Source organism: Bradyrhizobium huanghuaihaiense (genome assembly GCF_007830635.1).
Classification (GTDB): domain Bacteria; phylum Pseudomonadota; class Alphaproteobacteria; order Rhizobiales; family Xanthobacteraceae; genus Bradyrhizobium; species Bradyrhizobium huanghuaihaiense.
In genome coordinates this window covers 161,734-176,932 of record NZ_VLLA01000001.1, presented here as the reverse complement: position 1 = coordinate 176,932, position 15,199 = coordinate 161,734, and the positions used below count along the sequence as shown (strand labels likewise).

The following is a 15,199-nucleotide window of genomic DNA, read 5'->3' as shown; positions in this document are numbered from 1 at the left end:
ATCGCCGAAATGCTAGAAGGCTGGCCGCATGACCCTCGCAAAGCCGGCCTTTCCCGCGCCTGACCATGATCACGGCCGCTGCACCGCGGACGCGCTGGCGCATGCCGAGGAGGTTTGCGAGCAGCGCGCGCAGAAATTCACGCCGATCCGCCGCCAGGTGCTGGGAGCCTTGCTTTCCAGCCATCGCCCGCTCGGCGCCTATGAGGTGATCGACGAGCTGGCAAAATCGATGGCGCGGCCGGCGCCGATCACGGTCTATCGTGCTCTCGATTTCCTGATGGCCAACGGCCTCGTGCGCCGCATCGAGAGCCGCAACGCCTATCTGGCCTGTGCCGCCCATGACCATGACGCGACCTCGGCGGTGGCGTTCCTGATCTGCGAGCGCTGTGGCCTCGTCGGTGAGATCCAGTCGGGGTCCTTTGCCGGGGATCTCAACGCCGCCGCACGCAGCTCGGGCTTCGCACCAAAGCTGTCTGTGGTGGAGATCACGGGCGTCTGCGCCCATTGTCAGAAAATGTCTTGAAGCAACAACGGCGCAAAGCCGGATCTCAGGAAGAAATGTCCGTAACCCAAGCCAACCCGTCTGCCGGCCGTCCTCTCAGCACCGGTGCCATCGCCCTGATGCTCATGCTGTGCCTGACCTGGGGGTTCAACCAGATCGCGGTGAAGCTGGTGCTGCCGGACATCCCGCCGATGCTCCAGGCGATGATCCGTTCGATGGGCGCGCTGCCGGTGCTGTTCATCATCGGCACCCTGCGCGGCGTGAAATTCTTCGAGCGTGACGGGACATGGAGGGCCGGCCTGATCGCAGGGCTGATGTTCGGCATCGAGTTCGTGCTGATTTTCCAGGGCCTGCGCCTCACCTCCGCCTCTCGCGCGGTCGTGTTCCTCTACACCGCCCCGTTCTTCGTCGCGCTCGGCTCCTACCAGGTACTCGGTGAGCGGCTTGGCGCCTCGCAATGGCTGGGTCTTGCCATCAGCTTTGCCGGTGTCGCGCTTGCGATCGGCGTGCCGCAGCCCAATGTCGATTCGCATGTCCTGCTCGGCGACCTCCTGATCGTTGGCGGCGCCGGGCTCTGGGCGGCAACCACGCTGGTCGCCAAGGGCACACGGCTGCGCTTCGCCGCGCCCGAGAAGGCGCTGGGCTATCAGGTCGCGACCTCGATCCCGATCCTCGGGCTGGCGGCCTGGCTGTTCGGCGAATCCATCACCCACACGCCGGCGCCGCTGTCCCTCGGCCTGATGGCCTTCCAGGCGATCTGGGTGGTGGGAACCACGTTCACGCTTTGGTTCGCGCTGGTGAAGGCCTATTCGGCCAGCAAATTGTCCGCTTTTACCTTCATCACCCCTTTGTTTGGCGTGGTGGGTAGCTATTTCATCATGCACGACACCCTGAGCCTGACATTCGGGGCCGCCGCGGTCCTTGTAATTGCTGGGCTTTTTCTGGTTAACCGTCCCAGCCAAACGGCTGCGGCGCCGCGCGATGCATTGCTGAACGTCACCAAAACCTGATATTTGGACGCCATGAACAAGCTCGAAAACACCATCGATTCCGACATCGCGGGCCCCGCGCCCCGGCATCGCACCACCCAGGTCAAGGTCGGCGACGTCACTGTGGGCGGCGGCGCGCCGATCGTCGTGCAGTCGATGACCAACACCGACACCGCCGATATCGACGGCACCATCGCCCAGGTCGCAGCGCTCGCGCGCGCCGGCTCCGAAATGGTCCGCATCACCGTGGACCGCGAGGAGGCTGCTGCCGCCGTTCCGCACATCCGCGATGGCCTCGCCAAGCGCGGCATCACCACGCCGTTGATCGGCGACTTCCACTATATCGGCCACAAGCTGCTTGCGGCCTATCCGGCCTGCGCCGAGGCGCTCGCCAAGTACCGCATCAATCCCGGCAATGTCGGCTTCAAGGACAAGCGCGACACCCAGTTCGCCGACATCATCGAGATCGCGAACAAGAACAGCAAGCCGGTGCGCATCGGCGCCAATTGGGGCTCGCTCGACCAGGAACTGCTCACCAAGCTGATGGACGAGAACGCCGCCTCGCCGAATCCGCGCGACGTGCGCGCGGTGACGCGCGAGGCCATGGTGCAGTCGGCGCTGCTCTCGGCCGCGCGTGCCGAAGAGCTCGGCATGCCCAAGGACCGCATCATCCTCTCCGCCAAGGTCTCGGCGGTACAGGATCTGATCGCGGTCTATCAGGATCTCGCGTCGCGTTCCGATTACGCCATCCATCTCGGCCTCACTGAGGCCGGCATGGGTTCGAAGGGCATCGTGGCGTCCTCGGCCGCGCTCGGCATTCTCCTGCAGCAGGGCATCGGCGACACCATCCGCATCTCGCTGACGCCGGAGCCCGGTGGCGACCGCACCCGCGAGGTGCAGGTCGGCCAGGAACTGCTGCAGACCATGGGCTTCCGCACCTTCGTGCCGCTGGTTGCGGCCTGCCCCGGCTGCGGCCGCACCACCTCGACCACGTTCCAGGAGCTGGCGCGCTCGATCCAGGATTTCATCCGCGACGAGATGCCGACCTGGAAGACCAAGTATCCCGGCGTCGAAGAGCTGAACGTTGCGGTGATGGGCTGCATCGTCAACGGCCCCGGCGAATCCAAGCACGCCAATATCGGCATCTCGCTCCCGGGGACCGGTGAAGCGCCGGCCGCGCCCGTGTTCGTTGACGGCAAGAAGTTCCGTACGCTGCGCGGCCCGACCATCTCCGCCGACTTCAAGGCGCTGGTGATCGACTACATCGACCAGCGCTACGGCCAGGGCGCCAAGGTGCCGGCGCCTGCGGCGGAGTGATTTAACTCCGCTAGCGCCTCATACTCCGCCGTCGTCCCCGCGAAGGCGGGGACCCATAACCACAGGCCGTGGTTATGGTGCGGGGTCGTAGTTACCAACTTTCGCAAAACTAAATCCTGTGGTTATGGGTCCCGGGCTCGCGCTACGCGCGCCCCGGGACAACGGCTGTGTTTGCGTTGCAGATTGCGTATCTGTCACCGCGCGTTACGATGACTCCCAACCAAGAACGATCGGGAGACGCATCCATGAGCTCACTCGCCGGCAAGCAAGGTCCGCGCTATCGCCACACCGCCGAAGACGGTGCGGCTTACGAGACCATCGCGGTCGAAAAGCTCACCCCCATCATCGGCGCGGAAATCTCCGGCGTCGACATCGGCAAGCTCGTCTCCGATGACGCCCGCTCCAACCGGCAGATGGACGAGATCCACCGCGCGCTCGCCGAGAACCTCGTCATCTTCTTCCGCGACCAGCACATCACGCCGCAGCAGCACCTTGCCTTCGGCCGCAAGTTCGGCGAGCTGCATTTTCATCCGGCCGCGCCGCACGAGGATGAAGACCCGGCCTTGATGAAGATCTACGCCGACAAGAACTCGCCGCGCGCCAATGGCGAGGGCTGGCACTCCGACGTCTCCTGCGACCTCGAGCCGCCGATGGGCTCGATCCTCTACATCAAGCAATGCCCGCCGCGCGGCGGCGACACGCTGTTCGCCAACATGTATGCGGCCTACGAGGCGCTGTCGGACCGCATGAAGGCCTATCTCGACGGGCTCACCGCGCTGCACGACGGCGAACCGATCTATCGCGGTCTCTATGCGAACTATGGCGTCGCCGACAGGCCGAGCTACCCGCACGCGGAGCATCCCGTCGTGCGCACGCATCCGGTCACGGGCAGAAAGGCGCTCTACGTCAACCGCGGCTTCACCCGCCACATCAACGGCATCCCGCGCGACGAGAGCGACGCGATGCTGGCCTATCTCTACCAGCACGCCGAGAACCCGCTGTTCCAGTGCCGCTTCCGCTGGACCGAGAACGCCATCGCCTTCTGGGACAACCGCTGCACCCAGCACCGCGCGATGTGGGATTACTGGCCGCACACGCGCTCCGGCACGCGCGTGACGGTGAAGGGGGAGAGGCCGGTTTAGGCGGCGGTGCCGTAGGGTGGGCAAAGCGGAGCGTGCCCACCATCTCGCCATGATGCAGCCGGACGGTGGGCACGGCGCGCGAAGAGCGCGCCTTTGCCCACCCTACGAGAGCCGTTCTTGCGTTGACGTCTTCCCACGTCCGCGCCAATCTTCCCAAAAAACAAATCGGGAGGATTTCCATGCTCCGCGCAGAGGACAATAAATTCCTGACCGAGTCCGGCTCTGGTACGGGCATGGGCGAATTGTTGCGCCGTTTCTGGATTCCCGTCCTCCTCTCGGAAGAGCTGCCCGAATCCGACGGCGAGCCGAAGAAGATCATCGTCCTCGGCGAGGAGCTGCTCGCCTTCCGTGACACGCGCGGTGTCGTCGGTGTCATCGACCAATACTGCCCGCATCGCGGCACCAATCTCTGGCTTGGGCGCAACGAGGAATGCGGCATCCGCTGCGTCTATCATGGCTGGAAGTTCGATACCGACGGCCGCTGCGTGGACATGCCGACCTCCTATCCCGATCTCAACGCCAAGGATCTCATCCGCATCAAATCCTATCCGGCGCGCGAATGGGGCGAGATCATCTGGGCCTATATGGGGCCGGCGGAGGCGATGCCCGAGCTGCCCGATCTCGAGATGGCGCTGCTGCCGGCCTCGCACCGCTACGTCAGCAAGAAATGGCAGGACTGCAACTGGGTGCAGGCGCTGGAAGGCTCGATCGACACCGCGCATTTCACTTTTGCTCATCTCTCCTTCGACAAGGAGGAGAACGAGATCCTGGACATCAAGAAGCATTTCGTGAATCCGCTGGTGCGCATGAACAACGACCACATGCGCTGGATCGCCGAGGACCCGCGCCCCGTGATCAAGGTCGCCCCGCACGAGGCGGGGCTGACGATCGCCGGCGGCCGCCTCACCGGGAGCGACAACATCTACTGGCGCATCGCGCAGTTCCTGATGCCGTTCCACGCCTATGCGCCGAGTGCGATGCCGGGCGAGAACATCTTTGGCCAGACCTTCGTGCCCGTCACCGACACCAATTGCTGGATCTATACTTACGCCTGGAATCCGGAGCGGCCGCTGACGCAGGCCGAGCGCGACGCCTACGATCGCGGCAATGGCGTGATCGCAGAGGTCGACGACAATTACGTACCGCTGCGCCACAAGGGCAACGACTACCTGATCGATCGCAGGTTTCAGAAGACCCGGAGCTATACTGGCATCAAGGGCGTCTCCGAGCAGGACGCTGCCGTGCAGGACAGCCAGGGCCCGATCGCCGATCGCACCCGCGAGCATCTCGGCCCGACCGATCTCGGCATCATGCATTTCCGCAAAGTCGTCATGGAGCTGGCGCGCGCGCTCCAGCAGGGCGAGCCGCCGCCGCAGGCCGCGCATCAGGACCGCTACGCGGTGCGCTCCGGTGCCTGCGTCACCAGCAAGGCCAAGGACCTGCCCGCGGTGATGCTGGAACGTTTTGGCGATGTCGCCGGCTTCGTCGGCCGTCCCAGGATTGCGGCAGCGGAGTAGCGCGTGAGACAATCGCGCAGCATCATCGCAGCTCTTCTTGCGCCGCTGGTCGCGTCGATCCTGCTGACGTCGTTCGCTGCTGGTCCCGCCGCTGCCACGCGAAAAATTGCGAAATCCAGGCCGCCGCCATCACCGGTCAAATGCGAGATGCCGAAATTCCGGATCGTCGTGGATGTCGGTCACACCCCGGACGCCTACGGCGCCTTGAGTGCGCGCAACGATCCGGAGTTCGGCTTCAACTTCCGGCTCGCAAGTCTCATCACGACGAAGCTCAAGTCCGAGGGCTTTGCCGCAACCCGCCTGCTCGTCACGGACGGCAAGGCGCGGCCGAGCCTGTTCAAGCGCGTCGGTGCCGCCAATGACGGCCGCGCCGATCTCTTCCTGTCGGTTCATCACGATTCGGTGCCGGACAAGCTGCTCGACACCTGGGAATTCGACGGCGCGAAGAGCTATTTCAGCGATCGATTTTCGGGCCACTCGCTGTTCGTCTCCGAGCGCAATCCGCAATTCACCACCAGCCTGAAATTGGCGCGGATGATCGGCCGGCAGTTGAAGGAGCAGGGCCTGCACTATGCGAGCCAATACACCTTGCCGGTGATGGGCCGCTACCGGCGCCAGCTGCTCGACAAGGATGTCGGCGTCTACCGCTATGACGGGCTCATCGTGCTGTCGCGAACGAGAAGCGCCGCCGTGCTGCTCGAAGCCGGCTCCATCATCAACCGCGACGAGGAGATGGAGATGAACTCGGCCGAGCGGCAGGAGCTGATTGCAGGGGCGGTGGCGGCGGCGGTAGGGGAATTTTGCGAGAGGCGGTAGATCGCCTAGGTGTTTCAGCCCGTCATTGCGAGCGCAGCGAAGCAATCCAGAGTCTTTCCGCGGCAGCAGTCTGGATTGCTTCGCTGCGCTCGCAATGACGAGAGGGCTATAGCGGCCCGCCCCGATACTCCCGATTGGCCAAACTCGCCTCCTCCAGATCGAGGTCCCGCTCGATCCGGCGCCTTGTCTCGTCGGTGATCTGGCCGTCGCGCAAGAGGTCGTGGATGAATTTGCGCTCGGCGTCGATCAGGTTGCGGGTCAGTGCGGTGCCAGCGGCGGAGACGTCGTGATGGGCGGGATCGAGTGAATCGGGCAGTTGGTTGACGCGGATCTCGTGGCGGGCGCGCAGCAGCCGCATCACCTCGTCGGAGATTTCCTTTTCCGCCGTCAACGCATCGAGCGACTTCAGCGCGGCGTCGAGCGCCTGGCGTCGCGCCGCGATCTCGGCCTCGTGCTCGCTGACATGCTCATGGCGGCCCGCTTCGGCGACGCCGAGCCAGCGCACCACGGGCGGCAGCGTCAGGCCGACGCCGATCAGCGTCACGAAGATGACGCCGAAGGCGACGAACAGGATCAGGTCGCGATAAGGAAAGGCCTCGCCGCCGGGCAGCGTGAACGGCAGCGCAAGCGCGGCCGCCAGCGACACCGCGCCGCGCACGCCGGTGAAGGCGAGCACGAACGGCCATTGCCATGGCGGCGACGGATCGCGCTCGCGCAGCGATTTGGAGAGGATCCGCGGCAGATAGGTCGCGGGATAGAGCCAGGCGAAGCGCGCGGTCACGATGATCGTCAGAACGACGGCGGTTGCGATCAGGATGTCGTCGAGCGGGAATGCCTTCGACTTCTCGTAGAGCGCGCGCATCTGAAAGCCGGTGAGCAGGAACAGCAGGCCCTCGATCAGGTAGATGATGAGGTCCCAGAAGAAGATGCCCTGCAGGCGCGTCGCGGACGAAATCAGGAGCGGGCCGTTCCAGCTGACATAGAGGCCGCAGGCGACGGTCGCGATCACGCCGGAGCCGCCGACATGCTCGGGCAGCCAGTAGGAGACGTAAGGCGTGATCAGCGACAGCGTCAGCTCGACCTGGGAATCCCTCGACCATTTGCGGAAGCGCAGGGAGAGCCAGCCGACGCCGATACCGAAGGCGATCTCGCTGGCCACGATCAGCAGGAACTCGCCGGCCGCGAGCGGCAGCGAGAAATGTCCGACCATGATGGCGGCGAGCGCGAAGCGATAGAGGATCAGTGCGGTGGCGTCGTTGGCGAGCCCTTCGCCTTCGAGGATGACCAGGAGCCGGCGCGGCATATTGAGGCGGCGCGCGATCGCGAGCGGGGCCACCACGTCGGGCGGCGCGACGATCGCCCCGAGCAGGAAGCCCACGGTCAAGGGCAGGCCGATCAGATAATGCGTGGCGGCCGCCACCAGCGCCGCGGTGAAGATCACCGCGCCGACCGCGAGCAGCACGATCGGCCGCAGATTGTTCCTGAACTCGCGCCAGCTCATGGCGACGCTCGCCGAATAGATCAGCGGCGGCAGCACCATCAGCAGCACCAGTTCCGGCGGCAGCTCGACCGGCGGCATGCCCGGCACGAAGGCGAGGCCGACGCCGGAGAGCATCAGCAGGATCGCAGGCGCGATGTTGAAACGGCGGGCGACCAGCGCGGTGCCCGCCAGCACCGCGAGCAGGATCAGGAAGGTCTGGAATTTCGCTGCGATCATGGCCTGTCTTGGCCCGGAAGCGGCCAAGAGGTCAATGCGGCGGTCAATGCGGCGGCCTTACGCCAGCCGCTCCGCCACCATGCGTCCGATGCGGGCGAACACGGCCGCGATCTGCGCAGCATTCGGCGTGCCGCCCTGGGTATAGGCCGCGATCAGGATCGGCGCATCCGGCTTGTTGTCGAGCTTGGGCCAGACCACCGCGATATCGCCCGACGCATCCTTGCCGTTGTTGCCGGTCTTGTCGCCGATGGTCCAATCCGCCGGCAGGCCGCCGCGCAGCCGGTTTGCGCCGGTCTTGCAGTTCACCATCCAGTCGGTGAGCTGGGCACGTGACGCCGCTGACAGCGCCTCGCCCGTCACCAGCCGGCGCAAATTGCCCGCCATTGCGGCCGGCGTCGTGGTGTCCTGGGGATTGCCGGGCGGCGAGCGGTTGAGCTCGGGCTCATTGTGGTCGAGCCGCGAGGTGGTGTCGCCGAGCGATCGCCAGAATGCGGTGAGCGTGGCCGGCCCGCCGATGCGCGCCAGCAGCAGATTGGCACAGGTGTTGTCGCTGAGCTCGACGATCGCCTTGCACATCTCGGCGACCGACATCTTGCCGGCCGCGAGATTGTGCTTGGCAACCGGCGCGTAGTCGAGCAGGTCGGCCTGGCTGTAAGCGATCATGGCCGCAAGCTGCTCCTCGCCGCGGTCGACCCGCGCCAGCACGCAGGCCGCAAGCGAAGCCTTGAAGGTCGAGCACATGACGAAGCGCTCGTCGGCCCGCCAGGCGAGCTTCTTGCCGGTTGCGAGATTCTCCGCATAGAGCCCGATCCGCCCGCCGCTGTCGCGCTCATAGGTTTCGAGCTCTGGCGGCGCCTCTGCCGCAAGCGCGGGAGAAGCGGCCATCCAGGCGAGCGAGGCGAGCAGGGAACGGCGGTCGAAAAGCATGGGGGACTTTCAGGTGAGTGGAGGCGGGAAGTTTGGCGGATGATGCATCCGCCTCGTCATTGCGAGCGCAGCGAAGCAATCCAGTCTGTCTCCGCGGAGGGATTCTGGATTGCTTCGCTACGCTCGCAATGACGGAGAATGGGGAGCGAGTGCGCCCGATTTCGGGCAGCGGAAGGCTTTGCCCCTCACTCCCTCAGGTCATACCTGTACGATTTCGACACGATCTGCCAGCCATCTGCGAGCTTCATCGCCACCAGGTAGTCGGTGAAATAGCGCGGCGGCAGCTGGCAGCGGACCTTGATGAAGGCGGTCTTCTCGTCCGAGCGGTCGATGGTGACGATGAAATCCTCGCGCGGCTTGCCTTCGGCCTTGCCGGAGGCGCGCTTGCGCACGCGGTCGAGCCAGTCCGGCACGGTCAGGACCTGAAGCTCGCCCTTCTCGACCCAGCGCAGATCGGCGGAGGGATGGAAGATGGCGCCGAGCTTTTCGGCGTCGCCCTCATAGAGCCCGTCAAAGTAGGATTGCACGACGGCTTCGACGCTCGAACGGTTCTGGCTCATGGGTCATCCCTTTGCATGATGGCTTGGGCGGAACTTAGTCGTACGCATCATAATGCGCTATGGGTGTGTCAGCTATTTGCGCGAAGGCCTCGCCATGACCGGATCAGAAAATTCGAACGCTCGTATCCTGACCGGCGAATGCTATTGCCGCACGGTGCGCTTTGAAGTGGCGGACGCGTTCTCCTATGCGATGAACTGCCATTGTTCGAACTGCCGCCGCACCACCGGTTCGGCCTTCAAGCCGTTCGCCGGCATCGCGCAGGAGAAGCTCCGCATCGTCCAGGGCGGCGACCAGCGGCTCATTTTCGGGGACGACACCACCCATGACGCCCACTGCGCCCGCTGCGGCTCGCTGCTCTATTCCAGGGTACGTGAGGGAAAATGGGTCCTGTCGCTATGGGAACCCTGGTCGATGCCCCCTCGATCCGGCCGAGCGCCCATATTTTCGTAGGCTCGAAGGCGTCCTGGCACGAGATTACGGACGATCTGCCGCAGTATCGGGGACATATCGGGGATTCCTAGGGGAACTGGTCCGCGCCGCGCGTGTCGCCGAACCCCGACCGCGCTGGCGCGACAAACATAGAGGGTCTTTCGGCCTGTCGTCGATGCCGCCTTCGTGACCTCCATCACAAGCGCCGGCGATTGGTCCTGCTAGAGCGATCCCAAAGGGGCCCGGATGGCCCCGAACTTCGGAAGCCGTGTCATGCGCAACCTGCTCAGACTTTGCCCGCTTCTCCTCGTTGCCACGCTGCTGCTCGGCGCCGAGCCCGCCTTTGCCGGAAAGCGCGTGGCGCTGGTGCTCGCCAACTCGGCCTACCAGCACGCCCCCTCGCTGGCCAACCCCGTCAATGACGGTGCGGTAATGGCGAAGACGCTGAAGGAGGCCGGTTTCGACGTGGTCGAGTCCCGGCACGATCTGTCGGCCCAGGACACGCGGCGCGTGCTGCGCGACTTCGCCGACGCGACCCGCACTGCCGACATTGCCGTGGTCTACTATGCCGGTCACGGCATCGAGGTCGAAGGCTCCAACTATCTGATCCCCGTCGATGCCAGGCTCGAGCGTGACACCGACGTCTACGACGAAGCGCTGTCGCTCGACCGCGTCCTGGTCGCGGTCGAGCCCGCCAAGCAGCTCCGCCTGGTGATCCTGGATGCCTGCCGCGACAATCCGTTCGGCAAGACCATGAAGCGCACGATCGCCTCGCGCGGCATCGGCCGCGGTCTCGCCCAGGTCGAGCCGACCAGCCCCAACACGCTGATCGCCTATTCGGCCAAGGCCGGCTTCACGGCGCAGGACGGTGACGGCGCCAACAGCCCGTTTACGGTTGCGCTGTCGAAGCATCTGACGACGCCGGGCCTCGACGTCCGCCGCGCCTTCGGCTTCGTGCGCGACGACGTGCTGAAGTCGACCGGCAACAAGCAGGAGCCGTTCGTCTATGGCTCGCTCGGCGGCGACGATGTCCCGCTGGTGCCGGTCAAGGCGGTGGCTGCAGCGCCTGCGGCGAATCCGCAGGCCGACATGCGCCGCGACTACGAGCTCGCGCTCCAGGTCGGCAACAAGCCGGCGTGGGAAGCCTTCCTGGCCCAGCACCCTGACGGCTTCTATGCGAACCTCGCCAAGCTGCAGATCGACAAGTTCCAGGCCGAGCAGGCCCATGCGGCGGCGATCGAGAAGGCGAAGCAGGCCGAGGCCGAGCGCGATCGTCTTGCCGCTCTCGGCGCGCAGAAGGATGCGCAGGCCAAAGCTGCGGCCGATGCAAAGGCCGCCGAGCAGGCCCAGCTCGCCGCGCAGAAGGCGAAGGAGCAGGCGCAGCAGCAGGCGGCCGCCGCCGAGCAGCAGCGCGTCAATCTCGCCGCCTCGGCGCCGAGCACTGCGCCGGCCAGCACCGCGAGCCCGGCCGGCACCAACGTTGCCTCGCTGACGCCGGCGACCAATCCGGCCGATCTCAGCCGCTCGGTGCAGACCGAGCTCGGCCGGGTCGGCTGCTTCTCCGGTCAGGCCGACGGCAACTGGACCACGTCCTCGCAGCGCTCGCTGTCGCAGTTCAACCGTTACGCCGGCACCAAGCTCGACGTGAAGGTCGCGAGCACTGACGCGCTCGATACGGTCAAGTCGAAGCCGTCACGCGTCTGCCCGCTGGTTTGCGAGCACGGCTTCAAGGCCGACGGCGACAAGTGCATGAAGATCGTTTGCCGCGAAGGCTATGCGGTCAACGACGACAATGAGTGCGCGAAGCAGCGCGCCGCCAAGCCGGCCAAGCCTGCAACCGCCAAGCGCTACGACGGCGACGAGCGTCCGGCACGGCAGCGCCGTCAGGCCGGCGGTGCGGCGGCCGAAGCGGCAGGCGGCTACGGTGCAGCCGCCGGCATCGCTGCCGCCGGCCGTCGTTCGGGTGGCGGCCAGGTCTTCTGCAACAGCAGCGGTTGCCGTCCGGTCAGCCGCGGCTGCCATCTCGAATATCGCGGCGGTGGCGGCCCCGGCAACGATGCCAATGCCGAGGTGTGCAACTGAGTGCAGAATCTCGCAGATCGTCGTCCTGGCGAAAGCCAGGACCCATAACCACCGGCATTCGTTTTGCGAAGACTCGTGGTTGGCGATCGGGCGTTACGACTACTCCCTGGGGTAATGGGTCCTGGCTTTCGCCAGGACGACCCCGGAGAGGCAGATCAGTTTGAAATCGCGCTCGCCGCGATGTTCACCGTCAGCGCCAGCAAGGCCGTGTTGTAGATGAAGGACACGATGCCGTGGGCGGTGGCGGTGCGGCGGATGGTCTTGTCGGTGATGCCGACGTCGGAGACCTGCGCGGTCATGCCGATCACGAACGAGAAGTAGACGAAGTCCCAATAGTCGGCGTGGTCTTCCTTGTCGCCGCTCGGAAACTGCAGGCCGCCCGGCTTGGCGTTCCTGTAGTAATCATGGGCGTAGTGCAGCGCGAAGGTGGTGTGCACGGCGGCCCATGATAGCGCGATCGTGGTGATCGCGATAGTCAGCTCCAGCGCCCCGCGATGCGGCGTGCCGAGCTCGGAAACGATCGCCGCGATGCTGGCGAAGGCGCCGATTGCCGTCACCAGCAGGATGACGAAGCGGCCGTCATCCTGCATCGCGGCGGCGCGGCGGATGTGCTGGTGGTCGTTGCACAGCATCATCGCATAGACCAGCACGAGATAGACGGCGATCAGCGCGTCCCAGCCGAACAGGAGCCGCGTCACCAGCCGGTGCGAGCCCGGCAGCAGCAAGCTGACCAGGATGCCGGCCGCGAGCGCGATGAAGGTCCGCGGCCGTGCATAGATCAGCCGCACCGGCCGCGACATCTTGCGGAAGCGGACGAGGACGGGGTCTTCCTTGTCGGTGGCCATAACGGTGACGGCTCCCTCGCTCAACTCTCGTTGTCGCCGCATCGCAGGTGCGCTCCCTCCCCCGCTTGCGGGGGAGGGGTGGGGAGAGGGTGTCTCCACATTCGAGAACCCCCAAGAGGAGGGAACCCTCACCCGGCGCTTCGCCATAGCCGGCGCTTCGCCTCGGCGTTCTTAAGAACGGCCGCCCGGAGTTGCTAGCTCTTCCGCTCGGCGACGAAGTGCGCGGCGGCCTGCAGCACGGCGGCGCGGTCGCCGAAGATCGAGACGGCGCTGTCGGCGCGCGCGAGCAGGTCGCGCACGCGCTGCTTGGCGCCTGCGATGCCGAGCTGGGTCACGAAGGTGGTCTTGCCGAGCGCGGCATCGGCGCCGGCCGGCTTGCCGAGCGCGGCCACATCGCCTTCGACGTCGAGCAGATCGTCTGCGATCTGGAAGGCTTCGCCGAGCGCACGGCCGTAATCGTCGAGCGCCTGATATTCCTTCTGCGAGGCCTGGCCGAGGATCGCGCCGGCGATGCAGCCGTAGCGCAAGAGCGCACCGGTCTTCATCTGCTGAATGCGGGCGACATCGATCGGTTCGTTGCCGCCGAATCGGCCTTCGCCGGCGAGGTCGAGGATCTGGCCGCCGACCATGCCGCCGATGCCGGCGCAGCGCGCCAGCGCGCGCGTCAGCAAGAGCCGCACATTGGCGTCGCGATGGATCTCGTCGCGGGTGACGATGTCGAAGGCGAGCGTCAAGAGGCCGTCGCCGGCGAGGATCGCAGTGGCGTCGTCGGTCTGCTTGTGCAGGGTGGGGCGGCCGCGGCGCAGGTCGGAATTGTCCATCGCCGGCAGATCGTCATGGATCAGCGAGTAGCAGTGGATGCATTCGAGCGCGGCGCCGACGAGCAGGGCCGCATCGCGCGGCACGCCGAACACCGCGGCGCTCTCGACCACCAGGAACGGCCGCAGGCGCTTGCCGCCGTTCAGGCTCGAATAGCGCATTGCGTCCATCAGTCGCTTGGGCCGGGCGATCTCATCGTGCAGGATGTCGTCCGACAGCAGGCGCCCGAGCAGGGCTTCGGTGTCATCAGCGGTCTTGTCCAGACGTTTGGCGAAATCGGACGGGGACGTGCCGGTCATCAAGAAAGGCTCCAGAACTAAAATTCGGCGGGACAATCCTTTATGCGCCCGCCCCAGTCAATCGTTTGGAAGGCCTAAAAAGTGCTGGAAAAGGCCCGAATTATCACAGACTTAATGGTCCAGCCCGTGGCCGCGGTTCAGTTTGCGCCGGAAAGGTCGATTTGCGCATCGTCAAGATCCTGCTGGTGGTGCTCGCGGTCGTGGTCCTCGCGCCCTATGTGATCGCGCCGTTCTACCGCGCCGGCCACCCCGTTTCGACGCTGATGGCCTGGCGCAGCTTACGCGGCGCGCCGATGCAGCGGGAGTGGATCGATCTGGCTGACATGTCGCCCTATCTGCCGCGCGCGGTGGTGGCAGCCGAGGATGCTCATTTCTGCAAGCATCATGGCATCGACTGGGGCGCGCTGCGCGAGGCGATCGACGATGCGAAGGAGGACGGCACCCCATTCCGGGGCGCCTCCACCATCACCCAGCAGGTCGCAAAAAACCTGTTTCTCTGGCAGGGGCGCGATTTCATCCGCAAGGCGCTGGAATTCCCGCTGGCGTTGTGGATCGACCTGGTGCTACCCAAGGCCCGGATTCTAGAAATTTACCTCAACATCGCCGAGCTTGGCCCCCAGGGCCAGTTTGGGGTGGAGGCGGCCAGTGCCTATGCCTTCGGCAAATCGGCCGAAAACCTCTCGCCCCGGGAGGCCGCGCTTCTGACCTCGATCCTGCCAAATCCGGTCAAACGCAGCGCCCGGACCCCGGGACCGGGCGTCCGGCGGCTGGCGGCCACCTATATGGCGCGGGCCCAGGCGAGCTCACTTGTGACCTGCTGGCGGGAAAATCGCTGATTCCGGGCCCTTTTCGGACGTATTTTCCGGTCCAAAAGCCTAGCTTTACGGCCAGCCTTCCTCTATAAGCCCGGCCTTGATCGGCATTCAGCTCGCCTCGTATTGCGGGTGCTGAGCCGTCCCCTCCCGGACGATGCCCCGATAACACCAATCCCTAGAGGATATTGAAATGGCCGTTCCGAGAAGAAAAACCTCGCCGTCGCGCCGTGGCATGCGCCGCTCGGCAGACGCCATCAAGAAGCCGACCTATGTGGAAGACAAGGACTCCGGCGAGCTCCGTCGTCCGCACCATCTCGACCTCAAGACCGGCATGTACAAGGGCCGTCAGGTCCTGAAGAAGAAAGAGTCCTGAGTTCAGGACCTTATCTTTGGGCAGGATGATTAAGCCTGCCTGATGTCGG

14 protein-coding genes and 1 pseudogene are annotated in these 15,199 nt (G+C 65.4%); 10 read left to right on the top strand and 5 right to left on the bottom strand.

Translation table 11 applies throughout. The features are described from left to right. Positions 1-28 precede the first annotated feature (28 nt). The 6 genes from IQ16_RS00790 to IQ16_RS00765 all read left to right on the top strand — a co-directional run bounded on the left by IQ16_RS00790 (position 29) and on the right by IQ16_RS00765 (position 6,283). Positions 29-523, top strand: a complete 495-nt coding sequence (locus IQ16_RS00790) for a Fur family transcriptional regulator (protein ID WP_018644355.1) — start codon at positions 29-31, stop codon at positions 521-523. Positions 524-558: 35 nt separating this feature from the next. Further along, positions 559-1,512 carry a DMT family transporter gene (locus tag IQ16_RS00785; protein ID WP_018644356.1) on the top strand — a complete coding sequence of 318 codons (954 nt, stop codon included), beginning with the start codon at positions 559-561 and terminating at the stop codon, positions 1,510-1,512. 12 nt (positions 1,513-1,524) lie between these two features. Further along, a complete protein-coding gene (ispG, locus tag IQ16_RS00780) occupies positions 1,525-2,808 on the top strand; it encodes a flavodoxin-dependent (E)-4-hydroxy-3-methylbut-2-enyl-diphosphate synthase (RefSeq protein WP_018644357.1) in 1,284 nt (427 codons plus the stop codon). Between the two features lie 245 nt (positions 2,809-3,053). Next, complete coding sequence (locus IQ16_RS00775; protein WP_026312194.1) at positions 3,054-3,950, top strand: TauD/TfdA dioxygenase family protein; 897 nt, start codon at positions 3,054-3,056, stop codon at positions 3,948-3,950. Between the two features lie 179 nt (positions 3,951-4,129). Next, positions 4,130-5,467, top strand: a complete 1,338-nt coding sequence (locus IQ16_RS00770) for a Rieske 2Fe-2S domain-containing protein (RefSeq protein ID WP_018644359.1) — start codon at positions 4,130-4,132, stop codon at positions 5,465-5,467. Positions 5,468-5,470: 3 nt separating this feature from the next. Continuing rightward, a complete protein-coding gene (locus IQ16_RS00765) occupies positions 5,471-6,283 on the top strand; it encodes an N-acetylmuramoyl-L-alanine amidase (RefSeq protein ID WP_018644360.1) in 813 nt (270 codons plus the stop codon). Between the two features lie 106 nt (positions 6,284-6,389). On the opposite strand, the gene IQ16_RS00760 is transcribed toward IQ16_RS00765, so the two are convergent. The 3 genes from IQ16_RS00760 to IQ16_RS00750 form a co-directional block, all read right to left on the bottom strand. Next, on the bottom strand, positions 6,390-8,000 hold the full coding sequence (locus tag IQ16_RS00760; RefSeq protein WP_018644361.1) for a Na+/H+ antiporter: 1,611 nt from the start codon (positions 7,998-8,000) through the stop codon (positions 6,390-6,392). Positions 8,001-8,057: 57 nt separating this feature from the next. Continuing rightward, a complete protein-coding gene (bla, locus tag IQ16_RS00755) occupies positions 8,058-8,927 on the bottom strand; it encodes a class A beta-lactamase (protein ID WP_018644362.1) in 870 nt (289 codons plus the stop codon). A 185-nt stretch (positions 8,928-9,112) separates the two neighbouring features. Further along, positions 9,113-9,487: a nuclear transport factor 2 family protein gene (locus tag IQ16_RS00750; RefSeq protein ID WP_018644363.1), complete on the bottom strand. Its 375-nt coding sequence runs from the start codon at positions 9,485-9,487 to the stop codon at positions 9,113-9,115. A 94-nt stretch (positions 9,488-9,581) separates the two neighbouring features. Between IQ16_RS00750 and IQ16_RS00745 the strand changes: the two are divergent. Then, positions 9,582-10,009, top strand: a pseudogene (locus IQ16_RS00745) (GFA family protein). Between the two features lie 181 nt (positions 10,010-10,190). Continuing rightward, positions 10,191-11,999 carry a caspase family protein gene (locus IQ16_RS00740; RefSeq protein ID WP_026312196.1) on the top strand — a complete coding sequence of 603 codons (1,809 nt, stop codon included), beginning with the start codon at positions 10,191-10,193 and terminating at the stop codon, positions 11,997-11,999. Positions 12,000-12,154: 155 nt separating this feature from the next. Here IQ16_RS00740 and IQ16_RS00735 read toward each other — a convergent pair whose 3' ends face one another. Together IQ16_RS00735 and IQ16_RS00725 are read right to left on the bottom strand one after the other, a co-directional pair. Beyond that, positions 12,155-12,844, bottom strand: coding sequence for a DUF1345 domain-containing protein (locus IQ16_RS00735; protein WP_018644365.1), 690 nt, complete (start codon positions 12,842-12,844; stop codon positions 12,155-12,157). 194 nt (positions 12,845-13,038) lie between these two features. Then, complete coding sequence (locus tag IQ16_RS00725) at positions 13,039-13,962, bottom strand: polyprenyl synthetase family protein (protein ID WP_018644366.1); 924 nt, start codon at positions 13,960-13,962, stop codon at positions 13,039-13,041. Between the two features lie 161 nt (positions 13,963-14,123). Between IQ16_RS00725 and mtgA the strand changes: the two genes are divergently transcribed. Continuing rightward, on the top strand, positions 14,124-14,798 hold the full coding sequence (mtgA, locus tag IQ16_RS00720) for a monofunctional biosynthetic peptidoglycan transglycosylase (RefSeq protein WP_018644367.1): 675 nt from the start codon (positions 14,124-14,126) through the stop codon (positions 14,796-14,798). A gap of 169 nt (positions 14,799-14,967) precedes the next feature. Beyond that, positions 14,968-15,150 (top strand): 50S ribosomal protein L32, encoded by a 183-nt coding sequence (gene rpmF / locus IQ16_RS00715; RefSeq protein ID WP_007598106.1) that lies wholly within the window; start codon positions 14,968-14,970, stop codon positions 15,148-15,150. Positions 15,151-15,199: the final 49 nt, after the last annotated feature.

Excerpts from the sequence above, each read along its gene's own strand:
- IQ16_RS00790 (WP_018644355.1), top strand. The coding sequence starts at position 29 with ATGACCCTCGCAAAGCCGGCCTTTCCCGCGCCTGACCATGATCACGGC.
- IQ16_RS00770 (WP_018644359.1), top strand. The coding sequence starts at position 4,130 with ATGCTCCGCGCAGAGGACAATAAATTCCTGACCGAGTCCGGCTCTGGT.
- IQ16_RS00740 (WP_026312196.1), top strand. The coding sequence starts at position 10,191 with ATGCGCAACCTGCTCAGACTTTGCCCGCTTCTCCTCGTTGCCACGCTG.
- IQ16_RS00785 (WP_018644356.1), top strand. The coding sequence starts at position 559 with ATGTCCGTAACCCAAGCCAACCCGTCTGCCGGCCGTCCTCTCAGCACC.
- IQ16_RS00725 (WP_018644366.1), bottom strand. The coding sequence starts at position 13,962 with ATGACCGGCACGTCCCCGTCCGATTTCGCCAAACGTCTGGACAAGACC.
- IQ16_RS00735 (WP_018644365.1), bottom strand. The coding sequence starts at position 12,844 with ATGGCCACCGACAAGGAAGACCCCGTCCTCGTCCGCTTCCGCAAGATG.
- ispG (WP_018644357.1), top strand. The coding sequence starts at position 1,525 with ATGAACAAGCTCGAAAACACCATCGATTCCGACATCGCGGGCCCCGCG.
- IQ16_RS00760 (WP_018644361.1), bottom strand. The coding sequence starts at position 8,000 with ATGATCGCAGCGAAATTCCAGACCTTCCTGATCCTGCTCGCGGTGCTG.
- IQ16_RS00750 (WP_018644363.1), bottom strand. The coding sequence starts at position 9,487 with ATGAGCCAGAACCGTTCGAGCGTCGAAGCCGTCGTGCAATCCTACTTT.
- bla (WP_018644362.1), bottom strand. The coding sequence starts at position 8,927 with ATGCTTTTCGACCGCCGTTCCCTGCTCGCCTCGCTCGCCTGGATGGCC.
- IQ16_RS00775 (WP_026312194.1), top strand. The coding sequence starts at position 3,054 with ATGAGCTCACTCGCCGGCAAGCAAGGTCCGCGCTATCGCCACACCGCC.
- rpmF (WP_007598106.1), top strand. The coding sequence starts at position 14,968 with ATGGCCGTTCCGAGAAGAAAAACCTCGCCGTCGCGCCGTGGCATGCGC.